Source organism: Microcoleus sp. FACHB-SPT15, from assembly GCF_014849525.1.
Classification (GTDB): Bacteria; Cyanobacteriota; Cyanobacteriia; order Cyanobacteriales; family Coleofasciculaceae; genus Symplocastrum; species Symplocastrum torsivum.
In genome coordinates this window covers 222747-246502 of record NZ_JACJNU010000062.1, presented here as the reverse complement: position 1 = coordinate 246502, position 23756 = coordinate 222747, and the positions used below count along the sequence as shown (strand labels likewise).

Here is a 23756-nt window from a genome sequence, read left to right as displayed (position 1 = left end):
TTCCCTATATCTTAGTAGCTGTCTCCATCAGCCGTTGCTTGCATTCCCAGATAGGTATTGGCACGGTGTAGGCGCTCAGCGATCACCTGCTTCCTTCGTAGGCTAATTCCTGGGTTTGCCAGTAAATCTTGAGCAAGCTCACGGGTTAGCGCACTGGTTGCGATGTCAGTTTGGTCAAGTTTTCTGAGATGGGAATAGACTTGGCGGGGAGAAATAGGCATAGTCTTATACTCCTGTTCTTTTTCTCATTGATAGTGCCTTGTTATCTCCATACTGGCTCAAATTTTGTAAAGGGGAAATAAAGCCGACTTGAAGAATCTGTGCTGGTTACTAAGTACTTGGTGAATGTTCGGTTTGGGATAAGGAGGGCTTCATGAAATTGCGCTGGCTTATTAGGGCGCTGCTGATATCATCACAGAAGATGGGAGGGAAGCGCACTTTTCCTTAAAGCTAGCTAATTACCCGGAGCGTATAGCTGTATGCTTGTACAAACTATCAGCTTAACAGTTCCCCCCAGGTGGTTCGCTCCTCTGGGGTTTTTTGCCAGCAATACAGTCAAGGATGCTCTTAGGTGCGCCCCTACAAGAACTTGAAAAACGCTTGTAAGTAGCATCTAGTCAGTTGTTTCTGCGGTTGAGCTTGAATGAGTATAGAAGGCGATGAGTTGAACTGCCCGTTGTAGGACGCGATCGCGCAACTCTAATGGCTCCACTACTTCCATCTGCACTCCAAACCCCAACACATACTCACAAGCTTGCTCTTCCACATCAAACCGGATGGAGATAGTAACCCATCCATCAGTGTCTGGTGGGTTAACCTGCTCAAGACGAGCGAATCGTCCAGCATAGCGCAACCGAGGCAGCAATTCTGGAGCAACACGTACTGTCACAACATAGCGAGGAATATTGGCTTTGAAGTCAGCCGACGATTGTTGCCAATAGTTGGCTAAGTTGAAATCGATAGGACGAGTACAGGGTTGATCCATAATCATGGCACTACGCACTCGTGAAATGCGATACGAGCGCACGTCACCCTCCACTGCCGCGACCAAGTACCATACACTTCCCTTGGCAACCAGTCCTAGTGGATCGACCAGGCGTTCAACGATTATGCGATCGGTGCGCTCATAGCTTAGGTGTAGCTGACGTTCTTGCCAAATTGCCTCGTGAAGAGTTGGGAACGCCGACATCTCTTCCTCCCATAGATGCCAGCCTGTTGGATCGAGATGAATGCGTTGGCGAACTGCTTCTGCCTGCTGGCGATACATCGCAGGCAGGGCTGCCATAAGTTTGATCAAGGCTCCTTCAAAGGCTTGGTGCCACCCTAAATCGGCTAACAGGTGGCTCGGTTTGGGTAAAAACAGCGCCTGAATCTCCGCTAAATTCAGTCCGGTCAGCGTCGTCTGGTAAGCTTCCAATAAACTCCAACCACCCCCTTTCCCGCGTTCTGCCACAACAGGAACTCCGGCACTGCTGAGTGCTTCCATATCCCGGTGAATCGTGCGCTCAGATACCTCCAATCGCTCTGCCAATTCCCGTGCCGTCAGACGACGATGAACCTGCAACAGCAACAGGATAGAGAGAAGGCGATCGGCACGCATGGCTTTAGAGCATTCTGGTAGATTGAGGAGTGGTTGGGGCTGACAACATCAGGTAAATCTGTACCCTTAAGTGTTGAGATCGTCTAAAGGTGTCAGTCGATAGAATTTAGCATCACACAAGTAGTTGTTCCTGGTTCGCCACGTTTTCAGCAAAATACTTTCCCCAGTTCGGCTGTCGTCCATCAATATCAGTGAAGCCGTATTCCGGGGCGAGATTCCATGTACTCAATACGCCTCCTGACTTCTTAAATACATTCGGGTCAGAGGCTAGCGCTGCCACCGCCCGACCAATGTAGAATGGCGTTTCAGAGGCAATGAAATGTGGATCTTGCTTCGCGGCATCCTGCCAATTTTCTTCAGCAACCCCAAAGTGATCTAGCATGGCTTCGGAGCGGAGAAATCCGGGGGTTAGCGCCAATGCCGTAATGTTATATGAACGAAGTTCTTGCGCCATCGCGTAAGCAATACGGATGACGGAAATCTTAGCGAGATCGTAGAAGAGATTGCCACGATACGAAAAATTATCTCCATCAGTGACTTCGATGACGAGTCCCTGCTTCTGCTCAATCATGAGTGGAACTGCATAATGGCTGGTAATCAGGTGCGAGTAAATCGCTCGTTGTTGCATCAGTAAACCCTTCTGCAACGAGTGTTCCCAGAAAGGTTTACTCTCCGTTAGCTCGTCACCACCCCAGACATCATTAACCAAGACATTGAGCCGTCCTTGCTCTAGCTTGACTCGTTCAATCAGGGTTTTGACTTGCTCTACCACCGTATGATCGACTTGTACAGGAATTCCTACTCCTCCATGAGCGTTGACCATTTCCGCTGTCTCTTCAATTGTTTCAGGACGGTTGCCCGTTGCTGGATTTCCTCGAACGCTCCGTCCTGTGCAATAGACTGTTGCGCCTAACTCGCCCAACATACAAGCAATGCCACGCCCTGCTCCACGAGTGGCTCCTGTGACGATCGCAATCTTACCTTTCAATTGCATAACTGACCTCCTACACTTTGCCAAGACATTCGGTAAGCCCTTTGTGTGGTTCACTACCGTCTTTGTGCAGCATAAGAGCCTTTTCTTGACACCTCCTGTCATATTTCAGTAGCAGGGCTACGGGTTTTGAATGTTGTAAATTATTTAGTCCTCGTTTTTTAGATCCACGAGCCTAAGCCGTTGCTTGATCACGAAGTTGAAGCTTTTTGTCCTTTTTTCGGTGCGTCTTGAGCCGTATCCGTTGCTGAGGAAGCGGCTTCAGACTCAGGCGCTAAAGAATTGCCATTTGTCGCAGCAGGAAGTGCTGGCGCGAGAATATCCCAAGCCTCTTGAGCAGCAGGAAGAAACTTGTCGTGAGCTGCTTTGGCTTCGGCAAACTTGATTAAAGTCTTAGCAAAACTTTTATCAGTCGCTTGCTGCATCTGTTCTGGCGTTAGCGGTTGAGGAGAAAACAGCGCTTCAATCAAGGGGCGTAACTCCACAGCACCTTTGTAGGCTTCTTCTGAGGTTACCCTTAAACTCGCTAAAGTAGCGATCGCTTTTACTGCCTGGATAATCTCTGGTTCTTCACCGTCCTCTTCCAAAGCCTCTGGTGGCTCAACGACAACCAAATCTTCAGCACTTAACCCATTCGCAAAACTGTCTTCACTCAGTGTCGTATCTTCTGGGTCTTCCATCCGGCGCTGAATCTCTTCTAGTGCCTTTTTACGGGTTTTGTCATTATCTGTACGCCCTGGAACTTCTACAAAAAAACCGAGTTCTCTTAAATCCCTAGTTGTGTAACTTATTGTGGCTTTTGACATAGTTGTTGGTCTATTTTCTACATGGGTGTATTGAATTAGCGGATTTAACGACACAGAGACTTCGCTCCTCACGCCTCCACACTTGAGCCAAATCTAAATATCTTTGTAGGCTACGAGTCTCTAAATGAACAATTGAGGAAATGAAGGAAAGCCTCTGGCTCACACCGCCTAGACACCAACCTCTGACAACAACTGTTGCATGGTTTCCCAAGTCAGCCCTTGCTGGAGATAACGAGGCGCATCAGGGTTGTAGGGACTGGCGACTCGATCTATTGTGACAATCTTTGCGTCGGTTGGGAGTACCGGAATGTCTGGGTCAAAGGGGGTTGAACGCACCAAAGAGCTAGAAAAGCCTTTAAATACAGTAATCTGGTCTTCTTCCCCCGCAATCTCAGCCGTGACAATCAAAACTTCCTGCGGACGCTTGATTGTGTATTCCTCTAAACGCCGTCCAATCGAATTTGTCATTACAACCCACTACTGAATTGGTGCAACACTTACTGCTCCATTGCTGAGCGCCCTTGCTTACCAAGCCGAATCAAGACGAAATAGCTCAGGTAAAGCACATAAATTAATAACAAGCTCACGCCGATGAATGCCAAAAATCCAGGTCTGGAATTGGGATGGAAATACTGTTTGAACAGTAAAGGGGGTTCTAGCCCGACTTGACAAAACGATGTCCTGATTGCCCCTGGAGAAAAAGCACAAGACAAGAACGGCAGACTGGCTAAGGCACCTAATGTGCAATAAACACTCACAGCCCAGCGCCATGCTGTGAAAGCAAGTTTGAGAGGACGCTGTCGCTGATCATCAATATCTTCGTTGATATCAACCCAAAACCAGAGGCTAATCGGAATCAGAACACGGGCCAAAAAACCAGAGACAAACCCAATCGGCCAAGCGGCAATCAAGATGTAAATCGTGATCGCCAGTAAGCTGGAAACGCGCCAGTAGATGATCAAGAGGCGTACCATTGCGTCTGCTTTCTTGACAAATGCCCAAATCAGCAGAATTAAGGGCACGATAACCGCAAATAATACGGCTAAACGGTAATCTGTCCAGACTAATGATCGAAGGATTTCCTCTTGCATTGCTTATCGCTGAAATGACCTTTATCTATGTTATTGCAGTGATGGCGGTACACGCCCTAACCTCCTCAAAAGCAAGCAGCTAAAAACCCTCATTAAGGATTTTTAGCTGCTATGCCACTGAAGTAATGTGCCTAAACTTGGTGAATCTGACGTTGGGGCGAGTGAAGTTTATTCCTCGTATACACGGCACTCATCGGCATCAGGGTTAGCATCGCAATACAGTTCAAGAGAATTTTTCTTCTTGCCTTTTTGCCGTTGATGTGATGCTTCTGCTTGTAGTTCTTCCACTACATCCCAGGCTGCCGCACAATCACCGGATTCTGAGCCTTGTATATCACAAACAGCCCGCGCAGCTTCACGCTCTTGTTCGATTTTTTCTTGGATGTCGCTCATTGCTTTCCTTTTCCTGATTGCTGTACTTGTGTACAGAAAACTTTTAGTGAGTATTAACCGCTTCGGAAATCTCCAATTAGGTACTAGTGGGTAGTGACTCTGATTAGGAGAGTGCTACTGATTTTAGTTAACATTTCAGTGATACCGCACAACGGTATCCCTTTAACCGGATTGATCTTTATTTTTAAGATTTGTCAATCTCGGCTTACTGCTAGTTAGTCTACAAGCGACTAAACCAGTTACTAAGTATATTAACTTATATGAAGGCACTTGTGGAACCTCTCGTTAGAGCTATATCGTTGGTCACGCGATCGCGCTACTAAATTAATCACTTGTAATCGTTAGTGGGGCTTACCTCTTGAGGCGTTCCGCTTAGCGCTATGATAAAGGTTTAACTGCCAGCCAACTGCCTTAACCTGCACCGATTTCGGGAGTGAATTTGGCAAAACGAATGACTAACTCAATTCAGTGGGCAAATGCCTTATCAACCCGTCCCTCGTTGGAAGCAGCCGTGGCGGAAGTGGTAGACCGCGTGCAGCAGTCCTTGACAGCTAGCCCAGATTTGGGGCTGGTGTTCATTTCCTCTGCTTATGCCAGTGAATATTCTCGCGTGATGCCCTTGCTAAAGGAGCAACTGTCAGTGCCAGTCCTGATTGGTTGTGGTGGTGCTGGCATTGTTGGAATGAATACTCAGGGTGAAGCGCAAGAACTGGAAGGAGAACCGGCTTTGAGTCTCAGTGTGGCTCATTTACCAGGGGTTAATGTCCACGCTTTTTACATTCCTGCCAATAACTTGCCTGACATGGATAGCCCTCCCGCTGCCTGGGTGGAATTGGTTGGGGTTCCGCCGGAGGAACAACCTCAGTTTATTTTATTAGCCGACCCCTTCTCCTCTGGAGTCAATGATCTCCTCCAAGGACTAGATTTTGCTTACCCAGGCTCGAATAAGGTAGGAGGACTAGCAAGTGCTAGTGCTATGGGTGCCCAGAGTGGTTTGTTTTGTAACTATAAGCTTTACCGCGAGGGAACAGTTGGCGTTGCCCTGAGTGGCAACATCGTTCTAGAGACGATTGTGGCGCAAGGCTGTCGCCCGATTGGTCAAACGTATCAGGTGACTTCTTGTGAGCGGAACATTATCTTGGAGTTGGCAACGCAGGATGGCACTGAAATAACAGCCAGCGATCCTAATTCACGTCCCCCATTAGAAGTTCTGCGAGATGTCATTCAAGGATTGAGTGAGTCAGACCGCGAGTTGGCACAACATTCGCTGTTTGTTGGTGTTGCCAGGGATGAATTTAAGCAGCAGTTGGGCCACGGAGACTTTCTCGTCCGCAATTTGTTGGGAGTAGACCCCAGGGTTGGAGCGATCGCAATTGGCGATCGCGTCCGTCCAGGTCAGCGCATCCAGTTTCACCTCCGCGATGCCCGTACCTCAGAAGAAGATTTAGAACTGCTTCTCCAGCACTATCAAAAAGAAGACCGTCACACACCAGGTGAGGCAGGGGCTTTAATGTTCTCCTGTTTAGGACGAGGCGAACGACTCTACGGAAAGCCTGATTTTGACTCCCAACTCTTCCGCCGCTACCTAAACGACATTCAACTTGCTGGATTCTTCTGCAACGGTGAGATTGGGCCAGTAGGGGGCAGTACGTTTCTACATGGCTACACTTCAGTGTTTGGGATTTGCCGCTCAAAGGATTAAGGACAAAGTTAATTTAATCATCCTTGTTAGAGCATAATTCTTCATAGACTTCATTGATTTTCGTTAGGACTTCCTGAGCCTTCTGTCGAAGTTGAGGATTGTGAAAAAATAAATCTGGATGACATCGTTTCACTAAAGCTCTGTATGCCTGTTTTACTTCCTGCGTAGAAGCATCAGGTTTCAGCCCAAGAATCGCATAGAAACGTGTTATTTTCTTCTGCTTTATCGGTGATGTATGTCTATTACTTGGAGAGGTAGTAGGTGTTTTTCCAGTTTGGCTGTTTTGTTTTCGTAGTTCTTGCTTTAGCTTCTGTAATTCATCATCAATTTCGAGAGCGCGAAACTTATCCTCCATGTTTTCCATTAGTTTCGGTTTCCCGTGTTTTTAGTTATCAGAAGTACAGACCTACAAAAACTCTCTCCAAACGATACTCATTTCGGTTATCTAGTTTAGGTAGTTAAGTTAGCATTCACTAACTCTAACTCTTGGTTCAGATTATCTAATAAAACCTGTAATAACTGTAGATGATGACGCTGTGTTGTCATCTTTAAAGGTGCTTCAGTTACTTGAATATTAATAATTTTTTCTGCTATTTCTTCGTAGTTATGAAGTATCGAGAAGGCTTGAGTACTGAAGCGATTCAGATAGTCAGAAGCCGCTTGAGTATAAGCTTGTGAAACTTGCTCCAAATAAGTAGATGATGTATCTGTTTGCTCTGGAGTTGTTGAAGTTTGGTTAAAAAGATAGGTAGCGCCTCCCACTACAGCCGCTCCCATTGGTCCTCCTAAAATCCAACCTAACCCCGTTGCTAAAGCTACCGGAGCATTATCTCTCGGCTGTTTTGAATTACTAGGTTGCTGGGGTGGCTCTGGTAGGATGACTTCTGGTTTGTCAGGAAATAGAATCAACAGATTAGGAGGCGGAGTATGTTCAAAAAACTCACAGGCTTGATGTACCCATTTCACCACAGCCTGTTGATAGTCTTGTATGGCTTGTTTGAATGCTCCACATTCCCAGGTGTTAAATGTACCTTGTTGTAGCGCATCAGCCACTTCAGATTGATAGCGATTTAGAAGTTTGGGCAGGTACAGCCAACTTTGGAAATCTGAAACACTTGCAGAGAAACCTTTTTGAATCAGTTTCTGTGCTTTTTGTTTGATCTCAATTTTCGCATTACGTTTAGTTTCAGCTACTTCTAATTCAGAAGCGATCGCGTCCAATTTCGCTTGCATAGCAGTCTTTATCTGAGATGCGATCGCCTCTACACGAGGAAACCGGATAGCCAGCTTTTCTTGTTGAACCGCCACAATCGTTTGCAAAGCAGATTCAAACATCGCTAATCCTGTACTTTGGGCTGCTGACACATCTCCTTTGAGTCTTGCTCGTAGAGCAGGTAGCGCATCAACACGGTACAGATTACTAACATTATTCGGTAACTCTGCCCGAAAACTTTCTGCTACGAAAAGTAAGCGATTATAGACTTGTTTTTGGTCTTCAGGTTCTAGCAAATTCAGAAAGTTGACCACAAAGACTACTGTTTTGATACCTCTATCCAGCAGCCAATCTCTCAGATTTTCCCGCTCACCTAACGTCATTAACTTCCGTGCATCTAGCACCTGAACAACTAAATCTGCTGTTAGCAGTTGGTCACGTACTAACGCATCCTGCGCTTCTGCATCATTTGTTCCTGGCAAATCCAAAAATTCAACACCCGTTTGCAGGAAAGGATGAGGACAGTAAACATGAACTGAAGCAACATCATCTCGCATCCGCCGTTGGTCATCTAGGATGGCAAACTGCTTCAGAACATTAGTGCCACTTTCAGTAATTTTTCTGCCATCTGACAGGGTAATTTGGGTATATGGCTCACTCCCATATCGAACATGAATCGCCGCGCCTGTGGTTGGAATTAAATCAATCGGTAATGTACGATTGCCAAGTACTGCATTGAGCAGCGTTGACTTACCGTAATTAAAGGGAGCAAAGACAGCAATCCGAAAAATCGGGTCTTCGAGATAGTCACAGATGGCGATCGCATCTCGATAAAGCTGTGAGTTTTTATCGAGTTCAAGGATACCGATTGCCGACCTAAGATTACTGACAAGGTTCTGATAAACGTCCTGATGTTGCATAGTGTTCTATCTCTTTAAATCCGCTTGATTCAAGCAGCCGATGCGAGGAAATTTTGATACACCGTCTCAATACTTCGTGATTCAGAAGAGATATCCGCCTCCAGTTTCTTCAGACGCTCTAATTCTGCCCCCTGATTAATTTCATAAGATTGCTTTTGCTGGAGCAGATTATCTAACTCAGATTTTCGAGCTTGGATATCATCATCTACCCGCTTAGTTACTTCACGTTCATAAGTATCAAAACATTCTTTTACAGCGTCATAAACGAGGTACGATTGCTCATTCGCCACCTGTGGTAGATGTTTGACCAACTCTTTCTTTGCTGCTTTCACGACTTCTTTGCGGGCTTGATCAGCTTGAAAAGCACCAACACCTAAACCTAGCAACGCTAAACCAACTGGACCGAGGAAAACAGCCGCCGGAAAAACAGCAACAACAATCCCACTAATTCCAATGACTGTGAAATAGTTAAGTAAAATACTTTTCCAGTCGAAGCCTGCTCCCGCCATTGCAACGCCAGCAATGTTACCTGTCGATAAGGAAAACAATCCCATCGCCCAGTTCGCCCATCCAGGAGATTGTTCCTCAGCCGTTGTATTTCCCCCAGTTTGTACCTTTTTCCCAGTCAACTTCTCATTAATCAGATCAGTTACCTGACTATAAGAAGCCCCATAGTTTGCCGCACTCTTGGATAGTTGTGAAAAGGCAGCATTCATCTCTTGCTCAGCACCGCGACTCCAATCGGCAAGCTTGTCATTGACATACTGCTCGAATGCCTTTTGGAGGGATTCATTGAAAGCTTCCCGTTTTCCCTGGTTCAGGAAATCCATCAACTTTAATTCAGGCTGGTAGCGTAAGAAATCGGCTTCAAATGTATTATCCAGATTCAACACATAAGAACGGAAGGAATCAGCAACAGCTTTCGCCTTATTATCACGAGTGTTTCTAATTTCCTCTTGAAATTGATTGCGGATTTCACTCAGTTTTTTGAATTCGGGTTCAACTGAGTTAATCCTTTCTTTCAATTGGCTAGCATCCTGCTCAAGTAAAGGGATACGACGTGCGATCGCTTCATGAACATGAGTCGATGCTTGCCGTGCTAGAATTCTTGCTTGCCGTAGTTCAGAAATTCCCCGTTCTTGCGTCAAAAACGTGTTCAGTGCGCCCATAAATTCTGGAAAGCCAGTGTCTTCAAGAGATGCAGAAGCATCTTTTATCCGCCGACGCAGTGCCTTAATTGCAGAAATCTCAAACACTCGTTCATCATAAATATCATGACCCTCCACCTGACAATATTCAGCCAAATTAGTTTTAAAAACTCGCCGTAGTTTTCCCTCAGCTTCTTCGAGTTCTTCAGTATCATCAGGGTCAATTAGACTTTCTCGAACCTGATCCCAAGCATTGATCAGAAAGAAAACACTCAATCCGCGACCTTTGATGTAATTTTCTAAATAGCGACGCTCTCCAAGCGTACAAGGTTGTGAGGCTCTAAGAACAAACAGGATTGCATGGCAGTTATTGATATAACCCAGAGATAACTCGTTTCGTGCTTCTGTATCATTAAGCCCTGGACTATCAACAATTTCAATTCCCTTTTCCAGCAAAGGTAAGGGATACTCCACCACAGCATAATCAACGTCAGGAAAGGCTTGCTTTTTCTCTTGCTCTAGCCTCTTTGCTTCGGCAGGGTCAATTGTGTAATTCTGCTTAAAGCTCTTAAAATTAAGTTGTTTAGGGGGTTTGCCATCATTAAAGTGAACCGTTACTTTCTTTTCTAATCCATAACGTAAAACCGTTAGTAAGGCAGTGCAGGGATTCACATCACTGGGTAATAAGTTTTCCCCAATTAAGGCATTAAGAAACGTACTTTTTCCTCGTTTCATATCACCTAAAACCAGAAGCCGAAACACCCCAGAACGCAAGCTTTCACCAACTTTGGTTAAATCTTCTCGCTCTGCATCTAAACCTAATCGTCCAGATTGCTTGTCTGCTTCTAATTCTGCTTTCTCTAAGGTTTCAGCCATCTTACCAAGATGATTTGCCACCTCAGAGCGCACTTGAGCAATCCGATCTAAATCATTAAGAAAACTTTTCGTTTCAATTCTGTAGCTCATGTTAATTATGCTTTCGCTAAGGACTGGTGTGATTGGAGCAAAGTTGATATAAGATTCAACTCATTTCAGTTCTGGTATTCGGTGCCCATTTCACTATCTAGTGCAGCGCGGCAGAAATAATTCGCCAGCTTATAAATGGGCAAACACTTTATACTAAAGGTTTTTAGCTCTTGACTTTTTACTTTTGACTTCCGTGAAGCGGCACTAGGTAGGAGATGCCAGTAAATGTTCATACGCTGTCTCGATACTTTGGCATTCAGATAAAACATCTGTTTCCAATTTCCTTAATCGGTTGAATTCTGCTTCAAAATTAATCTCGTAAGATTCCTTTTGCTTGAGCAGGTTATCTAACTCAGATTTGCGAGAATTGATATCATCGTTGATTCGCTTAGCGACTTCCCGCTCATAAGCATCAAAACCCTCTTTGACAGCTTGATTAATTAGTGCCCCTTGCTCCTGTGCTATCTGAGGAAGATGTTTTACAAACTCTTTCTTAGTCGCCTGAATTAATTCTTTTCGAGCTTGTTCCGCTTGCATAGCCCCAATTCCTAAACCGAGTAGGAGAATGCCTACGGGTGCTGCAACCAAGGACATTGAAAAAATGGACAAAAAGCTCCAGATTCCAATTACAGCAAGAGAGTTAAGCAGGATGTTTTTCCAATCGAAGCCTGCCCCCGCAAGTGCTACACCTGCAACGTTACCTAATGCTAATGAGAAAAATCCCATCGCCCAACTTGCCCATCCCGGAGAATTGTCTTCAAACTCAAGGGTTTGTCCCGTGTAGACTTTTTTTCCGATCAACTTCTCTGTCATTGACTCGGCTACCTGGCTATAAACCGCACCATAGTTGGCAGCACTTTTGGATAGTTGTAAGAAGGCTTCCTGCATCTGTTGTTCAGCCGTGAGTTCCCAAGCGAGAATCTTGTCATTGAGGTATTGCTCAAATGCTTGCTTGAATGCAGCATTAAATTCTTCTCGTTTGCCCTTCTGGAGAAAATCCAGAAAGCCGATATCGGGCTGGTAGCGTAAGAAATCGGATTCAAACGTGTTGCCTAGATTCAAAATATAAGTGCGGAAAGAATCTGCGATCGCACTTGTCTTACTATCCCGAACTGTTCTAATTTCATCTTGGAAGCGATCGCGAATCTCATTGAGCTTGTCAAATTCCGGTTCAACTGAGCTAATTCGTTGCTTCAACTCATCAACATCGTGTTCCAGCAACGGGATGCGACGTGCGATCGCTTCATGGACATGGTTATAAGTCTGACGTGCAAGACTTCTCGCTTGCCGTAATTGAACGACTGCACGTTCCTGAGTCAAAAATGTATTAAGCGCTGCCATCAACTGTGGGAAGCCAGTTCCTTCAAGCGAAGCTTCTGGATTCTTTATCCGCTGACGCAAAGCCTCTAGAGAAGAAATCTCAAAAACTCGTTCATCATAACTATCATGATCCTCTACCTGACAATATTCAGCCAGATTAGTTCGGAAAACTTGACGCAGTTTTCCCTCAGCTTCTGCTAGTTCTTCTGAATCATCAGGGTTAATCAGCCCTTTGCAGATTTCATCCCAGGCATTAATGATAAAAAAGACACTTAAACCCCGACCTTTTATATAATTTTCCAAATAACGCCGTTCTTCAAGGGTACAAGGCTGCACCGCTCTAAACACAAAAAAGATAGCATTGCAGTTGTTGATATAACTTAGAGAAAGTTCGTTCCGTGCTTCCGTATCATTTAGCCCTGGACTATCAACAATCTCAATTCCCTTTTCCAACAAAGGTAAGGGATACTCCACCACCGCATAATCAATATTAGGAAAGGCGAGCTTGTTCTCTTGTTCTAGTCTCTTTGCCTCACTAGGGTCTATTGTGTATTGCTGCTTAAAACTTTTAAAATCTAGTTGTTCGGGTTCAGTTCCATCCTTAAAATAAACAGTGACTTGCTTTGATACTCCATAGCGTAAAACCGTTAGCAAGGCAGTACAGGGATTTACATCACTAGGTAATAAATTCTCCCCAATTAAGGCATTAAGAAACGTACTCTTTCCCCGTTTTAAATCTCCTAATACTAACAGCCGAAACACCCCTTGCTGCAAATTTTGACTAGCAATGATGATGTCTTCGCCGTCTTTTTCTAGACCTAGTTTTCCTGATGCCTTGTCTCCCTCGAACTCTGATTTGGTAATGGTTTCAACTATTCTATTAAAATGATTAGCTATCTCCTGGCGCGTTTTGGCTACTCGGTCTAGGTCGTTAAGGAAGCTTCCTGTTTCAAGAGTGTAGTTCATATTTTCAGCCGATAACCCAACTAAGTTTTGCTTAAAACTTGCAGTAATACGTGCGAAGATACTGTCTGTTTTCGTCTAAAAGGTTTTACCCCTGTGCCAGTTTTTGGATTAGCTATTAGGTGAGCTTTCTATTCAACGTGGTTAAGGCACAATATTAGGTTTCTTGGCTGAATTGAAGCGTGACAGTTTGAGAAGTGTCACAATTCTTGAATTGTTTATCTAACAGTTAATTTTTGCTGATTAAGGACTTCTTGAACTAGCAGCCAGTAGTAAAAACTCCCTGATTCCTACTACTTGATACAGTTACTACTGATTGAACTAAAGGCAGAACCTACAGTCAGGAGAATTGAACTCAGCCAGGAATTAACTTGCTCTCATTAATGACCCTACATCCTGTATTAACGTTTGGCGCGATCGCGTTCAATAAATATTTTGTAAGCAACCCAAGCAACTGCCCCAACTATCACTACATAGGCAAGTGATACTGCCACTTTAAAGGCAACCACAACAGCAACAACAACAGCTAAAAACTTCCCAACGCCCAGAAGTTTTCCGTACCACCGTTTTACTGAACTCTCAGGCGGCTGATGCTTCTGGGTTTTATGTAGTGGTGGTTGATTAATTTCTGCCTCTATCTCTCGAAGTCGAATTTGGTGCTCTCGTTCCTTAAGCTCTCGTTCCCGCCGCCGAAGCTCGTTGTCTTGATTATCTTGAGAATTCATAGCTGTTCACCCTTTCTACGAGTAGAAACTATGGGAGTTTGGGCGTACCAAATCTAATAGCATTTTGTAAAGTCGAGTTTTGCTACCTATCTGTAGTGACTTATCACCCTTTTCTGCTCCTTTTATGCAAGAAGTTGAGTTTTACTCACTAGCTGTAGGCGTTCGAGTGTTACAGTAGAGCAGCTTTTTGTTAGAAATGCCTATTCTCGAACCTTAAATTTCTCATAACTCTAACCTCAGGGCTTGACTACGGCTAGGTCAAAGTTATGAAAATTTATGTTTAGTATCTTATTTGCAGAAGGATGCCCACCCTTGTAGCTGCTAGATAGTCTATTTTTAGATTGTCTGGAAAATCAGTAAGGTAATTTTTGTAGGCTTCTACCCTTTGCCTAATAGCAGTGTTGTATGGTTGTCGATTAGGGCAGGTTTACCATCTTGGGTAGTAGCGCTAAATGCCTCGAAGTAGCGGCGTTCGGCTGGGGAAAATTCTGGGAAGTCGAAGAGAGCATCCCCATCCGCAATGTTTGCCCAAAAGTAGCGTAGGTGGGAAATGAGTTTTTTGGCGTCGGCTACAGGTAAATTTAAAGGGTCAGCAGTTAGGAGTTTTAGCACAAACGGGCCTGAGCGATCGCCCATCCATTCGCGTGAGTGATGGGACAAGTTTTCCCAACCTGGAACTGACTCAACCCGATGAGACTCAATTTGTAGCGATCGCTTTCCTTGCTCATCCGTTCGTAACTGCAATATCCGGTAGGGGTGAGGATAGCTGACTAATGAACCTGTTGTAATGTCGTAGATGCCCTCAGTATAGGCAACATCCTGAACGTGTAAGTGACCTGTAAACACTAAATTTACCCCAGCCTCAGCCAGGATTTTCCGCAGCACCGGAGCATTGTCTAACATATAGCGTCGTCCCAGTGGATGGGCACTTTGGTTGGGTAGATGTTCCACAACATTGTGATGCACCATCACCAGCACCAACTGATCTTTAAACTGCGGTAACACCTGCTCAAGCCATGCTAATTGCTGCTCATCCAGATAACCTAGCTGTTTACCTGACTCATCAAAGTTATTAGAATTTAGACCAATCAACTGTACCCCAGGCAGTACTTCACAGGTATAGTAAAGCTGCTCTGGATTGTCATAGCCATATTTTTGGTAGTAGTAGGGAAAGTCGTTCAACCCAATTAAGTGTTCATTTGCTAGCAGATTGGGGACATCATGATTTCCTGGTATGACGTAAACCGGAAACGGCAATTGGCTCAACCGTTTTTGTAACCAGGCATGATTTTCCTTTTCACCATGCTGGGTTAAGTCTCCTGGTAACAGCAGAAAGTCAATGTTCTGCTGCTCCAAATGCTCCAGAATAAGTTCTAAGGCAGGAATACTGACTTCCACCAGATGAAAACGTGTTGGATGATCCCAGATAGTATGGGGCAACCCGATGTGCAGGTCGCTTACTACCGCAAAGCGAAAGTTTAGACTCATAGCCTAAGTTTTATCAAAACCTTCTAAAAATTATCACTTAGAGTTTATCTGCAATGAATTATTCCCTTTTTAAAGAATAGTGATGAACAAGTCAGAGGAGGTAGGGGAAGCAGGGGGAGTAGGGGAAGGGAGTTAAATTTACTCTGATGCCTTAAGTCTTGGTGACTGGAAGTTTTTCTTGCGTGTTGCAATCCAAGCTCAGGACTTACAGAAATTTAGCTTTGAACCACCATTTGTAGGGGCGCAAGCCTTGCGCCCCTGTCATGTATCTTCCTCTAGTCCTCCTTAATCTTCTTGTGCAAGGATTGCGTAAATTTCACGTTTGACGCGGTTCAGGATGTCGCGCACTTGACTCACTCGATTCAAGTTGCCACGACGAGCTACTAGCATCACAACTTCACCCAACTCAGTGAGAGCGTCTTTCAATTCGATTAAAGGTAGTTGAGAGTCGGCTCTATCTGTTAGATCAACCGGATTGTCACGCTCAGCGAGTAACTGTCTACCACTATCGGTAATTGTGTAAACACGCTTGCCTTCGACCTGTTCACTAGTAAGATAGCCTCCTTCCTCAAGCAGTTGGAGCGTGGGGTAGACGGAACCCGGACTAGGACGGTAGAAGCCGCCGTAACGGTTTTCTAATTCCTTAATCAACTGGTACCCATGCTGGGGTTGCTCAGCCAGTAAGGTCAGCAAGATGAACTTGATGTCGCCACGGGGAGTTCGCCGTTCTTCTCCCCAACCTTTGTCAAAGCGCTGACTGCGACATGAGCGACCTTTTCGACTAGTTCCCTCACGTCCCGATGCAAAAAAATCAGGTTGACCCCAACCTGCTCGACTGCGACTCGTTCTCTCTCCTCCTGAAGCAAAATAGCTAGACCTAGGGCACGTACTTCCAAACATGGTTGCTCCTTGCAGGTAATTCAAATCGTTATTTTTATTCTAAGAGCTATCACGATATATCGCTAATTAACTAAAGCGTCAGTTTTTGCTGCCAGTTTGTAAAATAGATTCCATAAAGTTAGAGGTAAGGTGAGCTTATCGAGACTATCTACGGCAACCTTCAGGGTCTAAAGTCCAGCCAGCTTAAGCAGCTACAACGGTTGTATACCCAGCGCGTCCCAGGCGATCGCTTTACAACGCCGGAATTTGCCCAGCGACTGGCAGCAATCAGTGCGGATATTAAACAGCCGTTATGTACCTACATCAATCGCCGAGGACAGGTGATTCGTGTGGGTGTGGGTACACTAAATCAGACGAAAATTCCGCCTCAAGAATTACCACGTTACGGTGCTGAACGTTTGTCTGGAATTCGCTGCATTTCTACCCAGCTAAAAGCAGAAACACCCAAAGAATCAACCTTAACGGCAATGGTGATTCAGCGATTGGATGCTTTGGTGGTACTGAATGTTACCGAATCAGGATTTGAGCGACGGGGTGGTGGCGCGACAGGGTATGTCAAAGAAACTTACTTGGCTCATTTAATCCCGACTGCTGAGTCAGGAGTACAAGAGCTTGACGATCGCGTTCGGGCACTTGACTCGACACTCAGTTGGAGCCTATCACCCGCCATCAGCTTGGACATACTGACTAAACAGGATTTTCTGGATTTGGTCGAAGGACTAGAAGCCGAGTTCCGTCGGGAATTTGTCGCTCAACAAGTCGATGCTGATCAAGACAGGGTGCTGATTGTTGGGTTGATGACGGATGGCATCACCAAAGAACGCTTTGAAGATGGCTTAGCCGAAATTGGTAGATTAGTCCAAACAGCGGGCGGAGAAGTGTTGCAGACAATGCAACAAAAGCGATCGCGTCCTCATCCCCAAACCGTTGTTGGTGCTGGAAAAGTTCAGGAGATTGCCCTAACCGTACAAACAGTAGGAGCCAATCTTGTCGTATTTGACCGCGACCTCTCCCCGGCACAAATCCGCAACCTCGAATCAGAAACAGGTGTTCGAGTTGTAGACCGTACCGAAGTCATTCTCGATATCTTCGCCCAACGTGCCCAATCCAGGGCAGGAAAATTGCAGGTGGAACTTGCCCAGCTAGAGTACATGCTGCCTCGCCTTACAGGTCGTGGTCAGGCAATGTCACGCTTGGGGGGTGGGATTGGTACTCGTGGTCCTGGTGAAACAAAACTAGAAACCGAACGCCGTGCCATTCAACGCCGGATTACCCGCTTGCAACAGGAAGTGAATCAGCTACAAGCCCATCGCTCACGGATGCGGCAACGGCGCCAGAAACAGGAAGTTCCGACCATTGCTGTAGTTGGTTATACCAATGCTGGAAAATCCACGCTGTTGAATACATTAACCAATGCCGAGGTCTATACCGCTGACCAGCTATTTGCGACGCTTGACCCAACTACACGACGTTTACCAATTCCTGATGCCGTAACAGGGGAGCCAATTTCAATTTTGCTTACTGATACGGTTGGCTTTATCCACGAACTGCCTCCACCTCTCGTCGATTCTTTCCGGGCTACCTTGGAAGAAGTCACCGAAGCGGATGCCTTGCTGCACGTCGTCGATTTATCCCATCCGGCATGGCAAAGTCACATTCGTTCAGTTATGTCCATTTTATCGGAGATGCCTGTTACACCAGGACCAATACTGGTAGCCTTTAACAAGATTGATCAGGTAGATGGCGATACCTTGGTGCTTGCTCAGGAGGAATTTCCTCAAGGGGTGTTCATTTCAGCCAGTCAGCGTCTAGGACTCGAAACCCTACGTCAGAAGTTGGCTCAGCTAGTTCATTACGCACTCGCTTGAAAATAAGGCAGAAGGCAGCAGGAGTAAGAATTTTCATTTTTTCGTTGTGGGCAATTGCCCATGAGGGACTGTCTTGAAGAAATTTTTTACAAATAACCAACGACCAAAAGGACGTTGCCTTCCTGCCGACTTTTTGTGACTGGGATCAGGGGTTAACATTGCTGTGGGTGACGACTAATCTACAAAAAAAGGCAAAAATTAGAAATGAAGACAAAAATTAATCTCGAAGTTTGATGCTTCATTCCGGCGACACCGAAATTTTGAATTTTCTTGAGCAAATCCAGCTTGCCCGAAATGTTACAGCGGGCTTACGGTGCTATCGTCTCCGAACAATGTGTCTACATTTCGGACGCTGGCTGAAATTAACTCCAGAACAAATGCGTCAGCTAATTTTCTTGAGTTACTGCCATGGTTTGGGGAAAATTGGCATTCCTGACGCTATCCTACTTAAACCAGGTACTTTGAGCGATCAGGAGTGGGCGAAGATTCGAGAGTACCCAGAAGTCTCAGCACTCATGTGTAGTCAGCTTCCGATACTCAAAGAGTTTGCCCCTTTAGTGCGATCGCATCAAGAACGGCTGAATGGCACAGGGTATCCGGATGGCTTGACTAAGGAAAAAATTCCTTATATTGTTCAAGTCTTCCAGTTAGTGAATGTGGCGGATGCGATTATTAGCAAACGGCTACATCGCAGCCGTAACGCTCCATCCGGCGATCGCCCCTATTGGGCACAAGCCGTAGAGGAAATCACTAAAGAAATGCAGGCAGGAGCAAGAGATCCAGAACTCTGTGAGAAGTTTTTCCGCTTTCTTGAGCTTTACTACCGAGGTGGTAGTTGATGACGATGACTACTTGCAGAGAACTATCAGTTCAGGAAGATACCAAGACCATTATGAACACTAGCCGCTGTACTGGGCGCACGATTAAGAAGTTGACCGCCTAAGGCTAGACTTGTCGAACTACCACCGTCTAAATTTAAAGCCTCAACTGCCCCTAATTGCTGCATGAGTTGGCTAGTTTCTGTTAGGGTAGGCCCACTTCCCCCAATGCGGTTGTGGATTGTAGCAATCATCAACTCACCAGACGAAAGAATCCCAACAACACTGCGAATTGCCGCTTGTTTATTAAACGCCTCACTGAAGCCTTCCACCTTAGCATCGAGAACAACTTGCTGATTTTGCACCAGCATTGGCCCTGCACCCAAGATGTGAGGGAATTGGCTGAAATCAGCCGGAACTGTCATGCTTTCTAGTTGCACTTTTGTCCCAACACTTAAAGCACTTGCTGTTTCTGGCGTGACTCGTAAGGTGAGTAAATAGCCATCACGGGGAATCGTAACCGGAGTTTGCCCCACTGCACCTCCCGGACTTTGGCTAATGACTTGGTTGTTCTGAACAACAATCAGGATTTCGTTATCACTCAAAGGAGTGTAGGTAGTTCCCCAATCAGGCGTATAACGAGCAATCCCACGCTGAACAAAACCCGTGTTGAGTAAGACTAGCGGGAGACGCTGTCCTGTGCTTGTAATCAAAGTTTCCGTCAGCGTCAGCCGAGCAATTTTGAACAAACCTGCATCATTCCAGGCGATCGCACCTCGATTAAGAATTGGGCCTGATAACCAGCGATTTTCCTGCCGAATCGCACCTAATGGCAGCTGGTTATTCCGATTAAAAAATCCGCCATTAATCGCTGCTGCTACCTGTGACTTTTGAGCAATTGTAATTAAAGGAGCGATTCCCGTCATCGTGCTGGGATTACTCCAGATTGGTCTAATGCTGAGTCCAGTGGAACGCCCATCAATAGTTAGCCAAACAACCGGGAAGCGAGTTGAACCTAAACTAAGATACTGCTGTCGCCAACGTAGCCCCTTTGCCCAAAGAATATCTCGCTCTACTAGCGCATCCGATCGCAACTCAACAACAAGACGATTTGGGTTAGATATCGTTGAGGTGCGAACTGACAAGCCATCAGGGAGATTTCCTCGAATAATGGTTTGGTTATTGCCCTTCTCGACTGTTGGTGGTAACGGTTTTTCATTACTACCGCCTGTTTCTCCCTCATTTCTATCCTCTGTTGTACCTCCGAGATTAGCTGGAGGTTCAACCAGACGAGGCTTAAACCGTTCTACAATCGCTTGGTCAACTAAAGCATCAATTGTGACTACCCATTGCTGGTTTTGTTGACTCAGTTGCCAGGGAGTTGGTCGATTTAAATCAATCACAAGGCGCGAACCTGGAGATTGTTCAGTGAAGGTAATGTTCTCCACGTTGCCAATTTTCGTGACGAGACTCAGTGTGTTGCCATTGATTTGTATCTGCCAATCGCTAGTACTTGCCCAATCTGTGATATCTAAGTAGCGATTTGTTCCATCCCGCCTTGCCGCCAAATTCAAGGGATTGGCTGATGAGGAAAACCATTGTCCTGGTTGTTTAGTTGAATCAGTAGTATTTAGGAGTTCTACCCCCAGTGTTTGCCTAAGTCCCGTATCACTAATCCCTGTGCGAGGGAAGGCACCATTACTCCACTGACTCCATGCCGCAGACATCGACCTACCATTGACAGATACAGTCGTCCCTTGGCGAATTGTTCCAGCAGGGAAGACTTCCACAATATATTGAGATGCGATCGCACTGGCTTGTCCTATAGACACCAAGGCTTGATAGATAAACGCCGCTACTTCACCTCTTGTTGCGGGTTGGTTTGGGTTGAGTGTGCGGGGATTGGGAGAATTTACAACAACTTTGGCACGGGTAGCAGTTGCGATCGCGTTTTTGGCATAGCTAGGAATCTGAGACTCATCTAGATAGATTTCTGTCAAGGGGGAGATTTGGCTTGCTGTATTCACGGTTGAGGTAAGTCCCAAACCACCAACCAGAGATACTAAAACTTGCACCCTGGTAATCTTGTCTTGGGGAAGAAATCGTTTATCGGGAAAACCCGACATAAATCCCATTTCAAAGGCTTTTTGAATTGCACTTGCTGCCCAGAAGTTAGAGGGAACATCCACAAAAGGCACATACTGCCGTACTTTAGGTTGAGTGAAGGCTCGTTGTACAAGCGTGGCATATTCTGCCCGTGTCATCGCTTGATTGGGTCGAAACGTTCCATCACTAAAGCCGTTGACAAGATTACGCGATCGCAAGCCTTGGATAAAAGAACTTGCCCAATGGTCTTGAGTATCAGGAAAAATTGGTAAGGAACTGACCATTCTAGGTAAAAGAGGGTTAGGTATTACTACAAGAAAACTATGGTGAGAAAGATTGGCTTTTGGTTGTTATGGGCTGGATTTATTGTCTATGCCGTGTGGTTTGCTCCAGTAGGTACCGCATCAAACATCACGTTGCTGAAAAATTTATTCACGCTGCACTGGACACAAATCAATCCGATTATTCTGGCGATATTTGCCCTCGTCGGAATCTGGCTACTCATTTATAGCTGTCTTTTGTTCCTTGATGGCAGGATGCAAACGCTCCCATTCTGGCTATTTGCCGTCGCTTCAGTCGGTTCAGGGGTAATTGGGTTATTACCTTATTTAGCTCTGCGAGACGATAATCAGGAGTTTTCTGGGGAAAAAGATACGTTCCTCGAAATTTTCGACTCTCGTGGGACTGGGGTAATTCTTGCGATTAGTGCGATCGCTTTAGTTGGTTTTGGCTTGCTGTTTGGCGACTGGGGAGATTTTGTCGTGCAGTTTCAAACCACTCGCTTCGTCAATGCCATGACTATTGCCTTCTGCATATTTTGCCTAGTGTTTCCAGCCGTCTTGGGGGATGATATGGCGCGGCATGGGATTAAGGATAAACGAGTATTCTGGGCTGTAACCCTGCTACCGCTATTTGGCCCAGTTGCTTATCTATGTCTGCGTCCACCGATACCCTCGGCTAGTGCTAGGGAGAATGTGTTGGAAAGTTGACAAAATGACATAGTTTAACCATTGAAGCGCGTTTTTAAAGGCGTTTTTTGTAGTGCGATCGCACTGTAGCTTGGCGGTTGAAACCGCATCTACACAAACAAAACCCACCTACGCGGGTTTCAAAAGTCGTAGAGACGTTCCGGCGGAACGTCTCTACAAAGATTTGTGGATTGCCTATCTCAACTACACCGTAGTAAGCTGCCATCGTCCTCGCACAAAGACAATTAAGAGGATAATTGAGCGAAAAATCCAGTCGCAAGTTGAACCTAGCCAGACTCCAACTAAACCGAAACCTAAAGTAAACGCAAATAAATAAGTAGCGCTGAGACGGACAACTAACCAGCCAGCCAGAGAAACATAGAACGCCGTCTTTGTATCACCTGCACCTCGAAGTCCCTGAGCAAGTACAGTGCTAATTGCCATAAAGGGTTGAGCTGCTGCTGCCACATAAAGACAGGGAACACCAGCTAAGATTATTCGCTTGTCGGGGGAGAATGCCGATAGGAGCAGTTTAGGAATCAACATAAATGCTAAACCACATAAACTCAACAGTGCGATCGCTAAAGCCGTCGCTATCCATGCGCCAAAGGCTGATTCCTGGGGACGTTTAGCTCCCAGTCGTTGGGCAACAATTGCTGCTGCCGCTACCCCAAACCCATCAGCGGAGAGAAAACAAATTGATTCAATACTAATGAGTGCTTGGTTAGCTGCCATCGCAGTGCTACCTAGTGCGCCAATCATCGTGATAAATCCGATGTATCCCAAATGCTGTACGCCTCGTTCCCCAAATGCAGGGAACGAAACCCGTAGTAGTCTTTTTAGGGCAACACTTTCACCACCCCAACCTCGGAAGGTTAAGGCACTATCCTGACGCGCCAAAATTATTAGCAGGATGCTTGCATTTAGAGTCAAGGCAACGACGCTACCAATGGCTGCGCCACGCACTCCTAGTTCAGGCGCACCCCAGTGACCAAAAATTAGAGCGTAGTCGATCATTGCATTGACAGCATTAGCAAGCATCGCGACTAAAAATGGTGTACGAGTATTACCTGCTGCCTGTAGCATTGCTGCTGACACCATCGATAGTAATAACAATGGCATTGCCAGTAAAACAATACTGAGATATCTAGCTGCTGTAGCTTGTACTGTTGTATCACCCGCACCAAGTAATGCTAGGAGGCTGTCGAGTCCTACCAGACTCAGTGCTGAGGCAGTAACTCCAATTCCGACTGCAAGTAAGATGCTAGTACGAGCTGTTGCTGCTGCCAAAATGCGATCGCCACTGCCAATTGCCCGCCCAACTAGCGCCACAGAACCAATTGAAAATGCTCCCAAGACACTGGAAATTGACCAAACGAGGGGGCCACTAATTTGCATAGAGGCAAGTGATTCTGTACTATGACGCCCTAGCATCAGTCGATCTACCAAAAATACCAACGTTTCGAGCAGCGATTGACCAATTACAGGAAGAGCAAGGCGCACAACATCGCCACTGATGGCACGACGATTAATTGGGGATGTTGCATCATTCTTGTCAAAGATTTGATTCAGTTCTTGAGGCACAGCAAATTTTGTCACACAGACTACGATTCCTTCTGTAAGCTATCGCGCAAAACTTTAACTTGCACAAAGCTATAGCCCAACGCAGAAGGCTAAGGGCAGAAGGTTTCAGGACTTACGCATTGACAGTAAGCTTCTAGTATGCGTTTAACCCATTTTCTGTTTAAGGATTTCGGCTGTCCTAATTAA

General features: G+C 45.7%; 21 protein-coding genes. 4 read left to right on the top strand and 17 right to left on the bottom strand.

Annotated elements, in window-relative coordinates:
- Positions 1–11: 11 nt before the first annotated feature.
- From H6F98_RS25490 to H6F98_RS25460, 7 genes are all read right to left on the bottom strand, one after another.
- The gene (locus H6F98_RS25490; RefSeq protein ID WP_192221515.1) at positions 12–221 is read right to left on the bottom strand and encodes a hypothetical protein; all 210 of its coding nucleotides are present in this window, start codon (positions 219–221) and stop codon (positions 12–14) included.
- 392 nt (positions 222–613) lie between these two features.
- Positions 614–1600: a YafY family protein gene (locus tag H6F98_RS25485; RefSeq protein ID WP_192221514.1), complete on the bottom strand. Its 987-nt coding sequence runs from the start codon at positions 1598–1600 to the stop codon at positions 614–616.
- 112 nt (positions 1601–1712) lie between these two features.
- Positions 1713–2594 (bottom strand): SDR family oxidoreductase, encoded by an 882-nt coding sequence (locus H6F98_RS25480; RefSeq protein WP_192221513.1) that lies wholly within the window; start codon positions 2592–2594, stop codon positions 1713–1715.
- Between the two features lie 188 nt (positions 2595–2782).
- Positions 2783–3397, bottom strand: coding sequence for a hypothetical protein (locus H6F98_RS25475; protein ID WP_192221512.1), 615 nt, complete (start codon positions 3395–3397; stop codon positions 2783–2785).
- A 168-nt stretch (positions 3398–3565) separates the two neighbouring features.
- On the bottom strand, positions 3566–3865 hold the full coding sequence (locus tag H6F98_RS25470; protein WP_192221511.1) for a hypothetical protein: 300 nt from the start codon (positions 3863–3865) through the stop codon (positions 3566–3568).
- 29 nt (positions 3866–3894) lie between these two features.
- Positions 3895–4488, bottom strand: a complete 594-nt coding sequence (locus H6F98_RS25465) for a DUF3177 family protein (protein ID WP_192221510.1) — start codon at positions 4486–4488, stop codon at positions 3895–3897.
- A gap of 168 nt (positions 4489–4656) precedes the next feature.
- Positions 4657–4881 (bottom strand): Calvin cycle protein CP12, encoded by a 225-nt coding sequence (locus H6F98_RS25460; RefSeq protein WP_192221509.1) that lies wholly within the window; start codon positions 4879–4881, stop codon positions 4657–4659.
- A 451-nt stretch (positions 4882–5332) separates the two neighbouring features.
- On the opposite strand from H6F98_RS25460, the gene H6F98_RS25455 reads away from it, so the two are divergent.
- Positions 5333–6583, top strand: coding sequence for an FIST N-terminal domain-containing protein (locus H6F98_RS25455; protein WP_192221508.1), 1251 nt, complete (start codon positions 5333–5335; stop codon positions 6581–6583).
- A gap of 13 nt (positions 6584–6596) precedes the next feature.
- Here the strand turns inward: H6F98_RS25455 and H6F98_RS25450 are convergent, their stop codons facing one another.
- The 7 genes from H6F98_RS25450 to H6F98_RS25420 all read right to left on the bottom strand — a co-directional run bounded on the left by H6F98_RS25450 (position 6597) and on the right by H6F98_RS25420 (position 16226).
- Positions 6597–6947 carry a J domain-containing protein gene (locus H6F98_RS25450; protein WP_192221507.1) on the bottom strand — a complete coding sequence of 117 codons (351 nt, stop codon included), beginning with the start codon at positions 6945–6947 and terminating at the stop codon, positions 6597–6599.
- 86 nt (positions 6948–7033) lie between these two features.
- Complete coding sequence (locus tag H6F98_RS25445; protein ID WP_192221506.1) at positions 7034–8716, bottom strand: dynamin family protein; 1683 nt, start codon at positions 8714–8716, stop codon at positions 7034–7036.
- A 29-nt stretch (positions 8717–8745) separates the two neighbouring features.
- Positions 8746–10830 (bottom strand): dynamin family protein, encoded by a 2085-nt coding sequence (locus tag H6F98_RS25440; protein ID WP_192221505.1) that lies wholly within the window; start codon positions 10828–10830, stop codon positions 8746–8748.
- 204 nt (positions 10831–11034) lie between these two features.
- Entirely contained in the window at positions 11035–13116 is a 2082-nt protein-coding gene (locus tag H6F98_RS25435) for a dynamin family protein (RefSeq protein WP_192221504.1), read from the bottom strand.
- 398 nt (positions 13117–13514) lie between these two features.
- Positions 13515–13838: a hypothetical protein gene (locus tag H6F98_RS25430; RefSeq protein ID WP_192221503.1), complete on the bottom strand. Its 324-nt coding sequence runs from the start codon at positions 13836–13838 to the stop codon at positions 13515–13517.
- A gap of 378 nt (positions 13839–14216) precedes the next feature.
- Positions 14217–15326, bottom strand: coding sequence for a metallophosphoesterase (locus tag H6F98_RS25425; protein ID WP_192221502.1), 1110 nt, complete (start codon positions 15324–15326; stop codon positions 14217–14219).
- Between the two features lie 285 nt (positions 15327–15611).
- The gene (locus tag H6F98_RS25420; RefSeq protein ID WP_192221501.1) at positions 15612–16226 is read right to left on the bottom strand and encodes a PadR family transcriptional regulator; all 615 of its coding nucleotides are present in this window, start codon (positions 16224–16226) and stop codon (positions 15612–15614) included.
- Between the two features lie 329 nt (positions 16227–16555).
- On the opposite strand from H6F98_RS25420, the gene hflX reads away from it, so the two are divergent.
- On the top strand, positions 16556–18094 hold the full coding sequence (gene hflX, locus H6F98_RS25415; RefSeq protein ID WP_396813573.1) for a GTPase HflX: 1539 nt from the start codon (positions 16556–16558) through the stop codon (positions 18092–18094).
- A 233-nt stretch (positions 18095–18327) separates the two neighbouring features.
- A complete protein-coding gene (locus tag H6F98_RS25410) occupies positions 18328–18933 on the top strand; it encodes an HD-GYP domain-containing protein (protein ID WP_192221500.1) in 606 nt (201 codons plus the stop codon).
- 26 nt (positions 18934–18959) lie between these two features.
- Here H6F98_RS25410 and H6F98_RS25405 read toward each other — a convergent pair whose 3' ends face one another.
- Positions 18960–21302, bottom strand: a complete 2343-nt coding sequence (locus H6F98_RS25405; RefSeq protein WP_192221499.1) for a phosphodiester glycosidase family protein — start codon at positions 21300–21302, stop codon at positions 18960–18962.
- Between the two features lie 39 nt (positions 21303–21341).
- Here H6F98_RS25405 and H6F98_RS25400 point away from each other — a divergent pair, with 39 nt between their 5' ends.
- Positions 21342–22007 (top strand): hypothetical protein, encoded by a 666-nt coding sequence (locus H6F98_RS25400; protein ID WP_192221498.1) that lies wholly within the window; start codon positions 21342–21344, stop codon positions 22005–22007.
- 34 nt (positions 22008–22041) lie between these two features.
- Here H6F98_RS25400 and H6F98_RS25395 read toward each other — a convergent pair whose 3' ends face one another.
- Together H6F98_RS25395 and H6F98_RS25390 are read right to left on the bottom strand one after the other, a co-directional pair.
- Entirely contained in the window at positions 22042–22212 is a 171-nt protein-coding gene (locus H6F98_RS25395; RefSeq protein WP_192221497.1) for a hypothetical protein, read from the bottom strand.
- On the bottom strand, positions 22191–23585 hold the full coding sequence (locus tag H6F98_RS25390; protein WP_192221496.1) for an MATE family efflux transporter: 1395 nt from the start codon (positions 23583–23585) through the stop codon (positions 22191–22193). Before H6F98_RS25390 ends, H6F98_RS25395 begins: the two co-directional genes overlap by 22 nt.
- Positions 23586–23756: the final 171 nt, after the last annotated feature.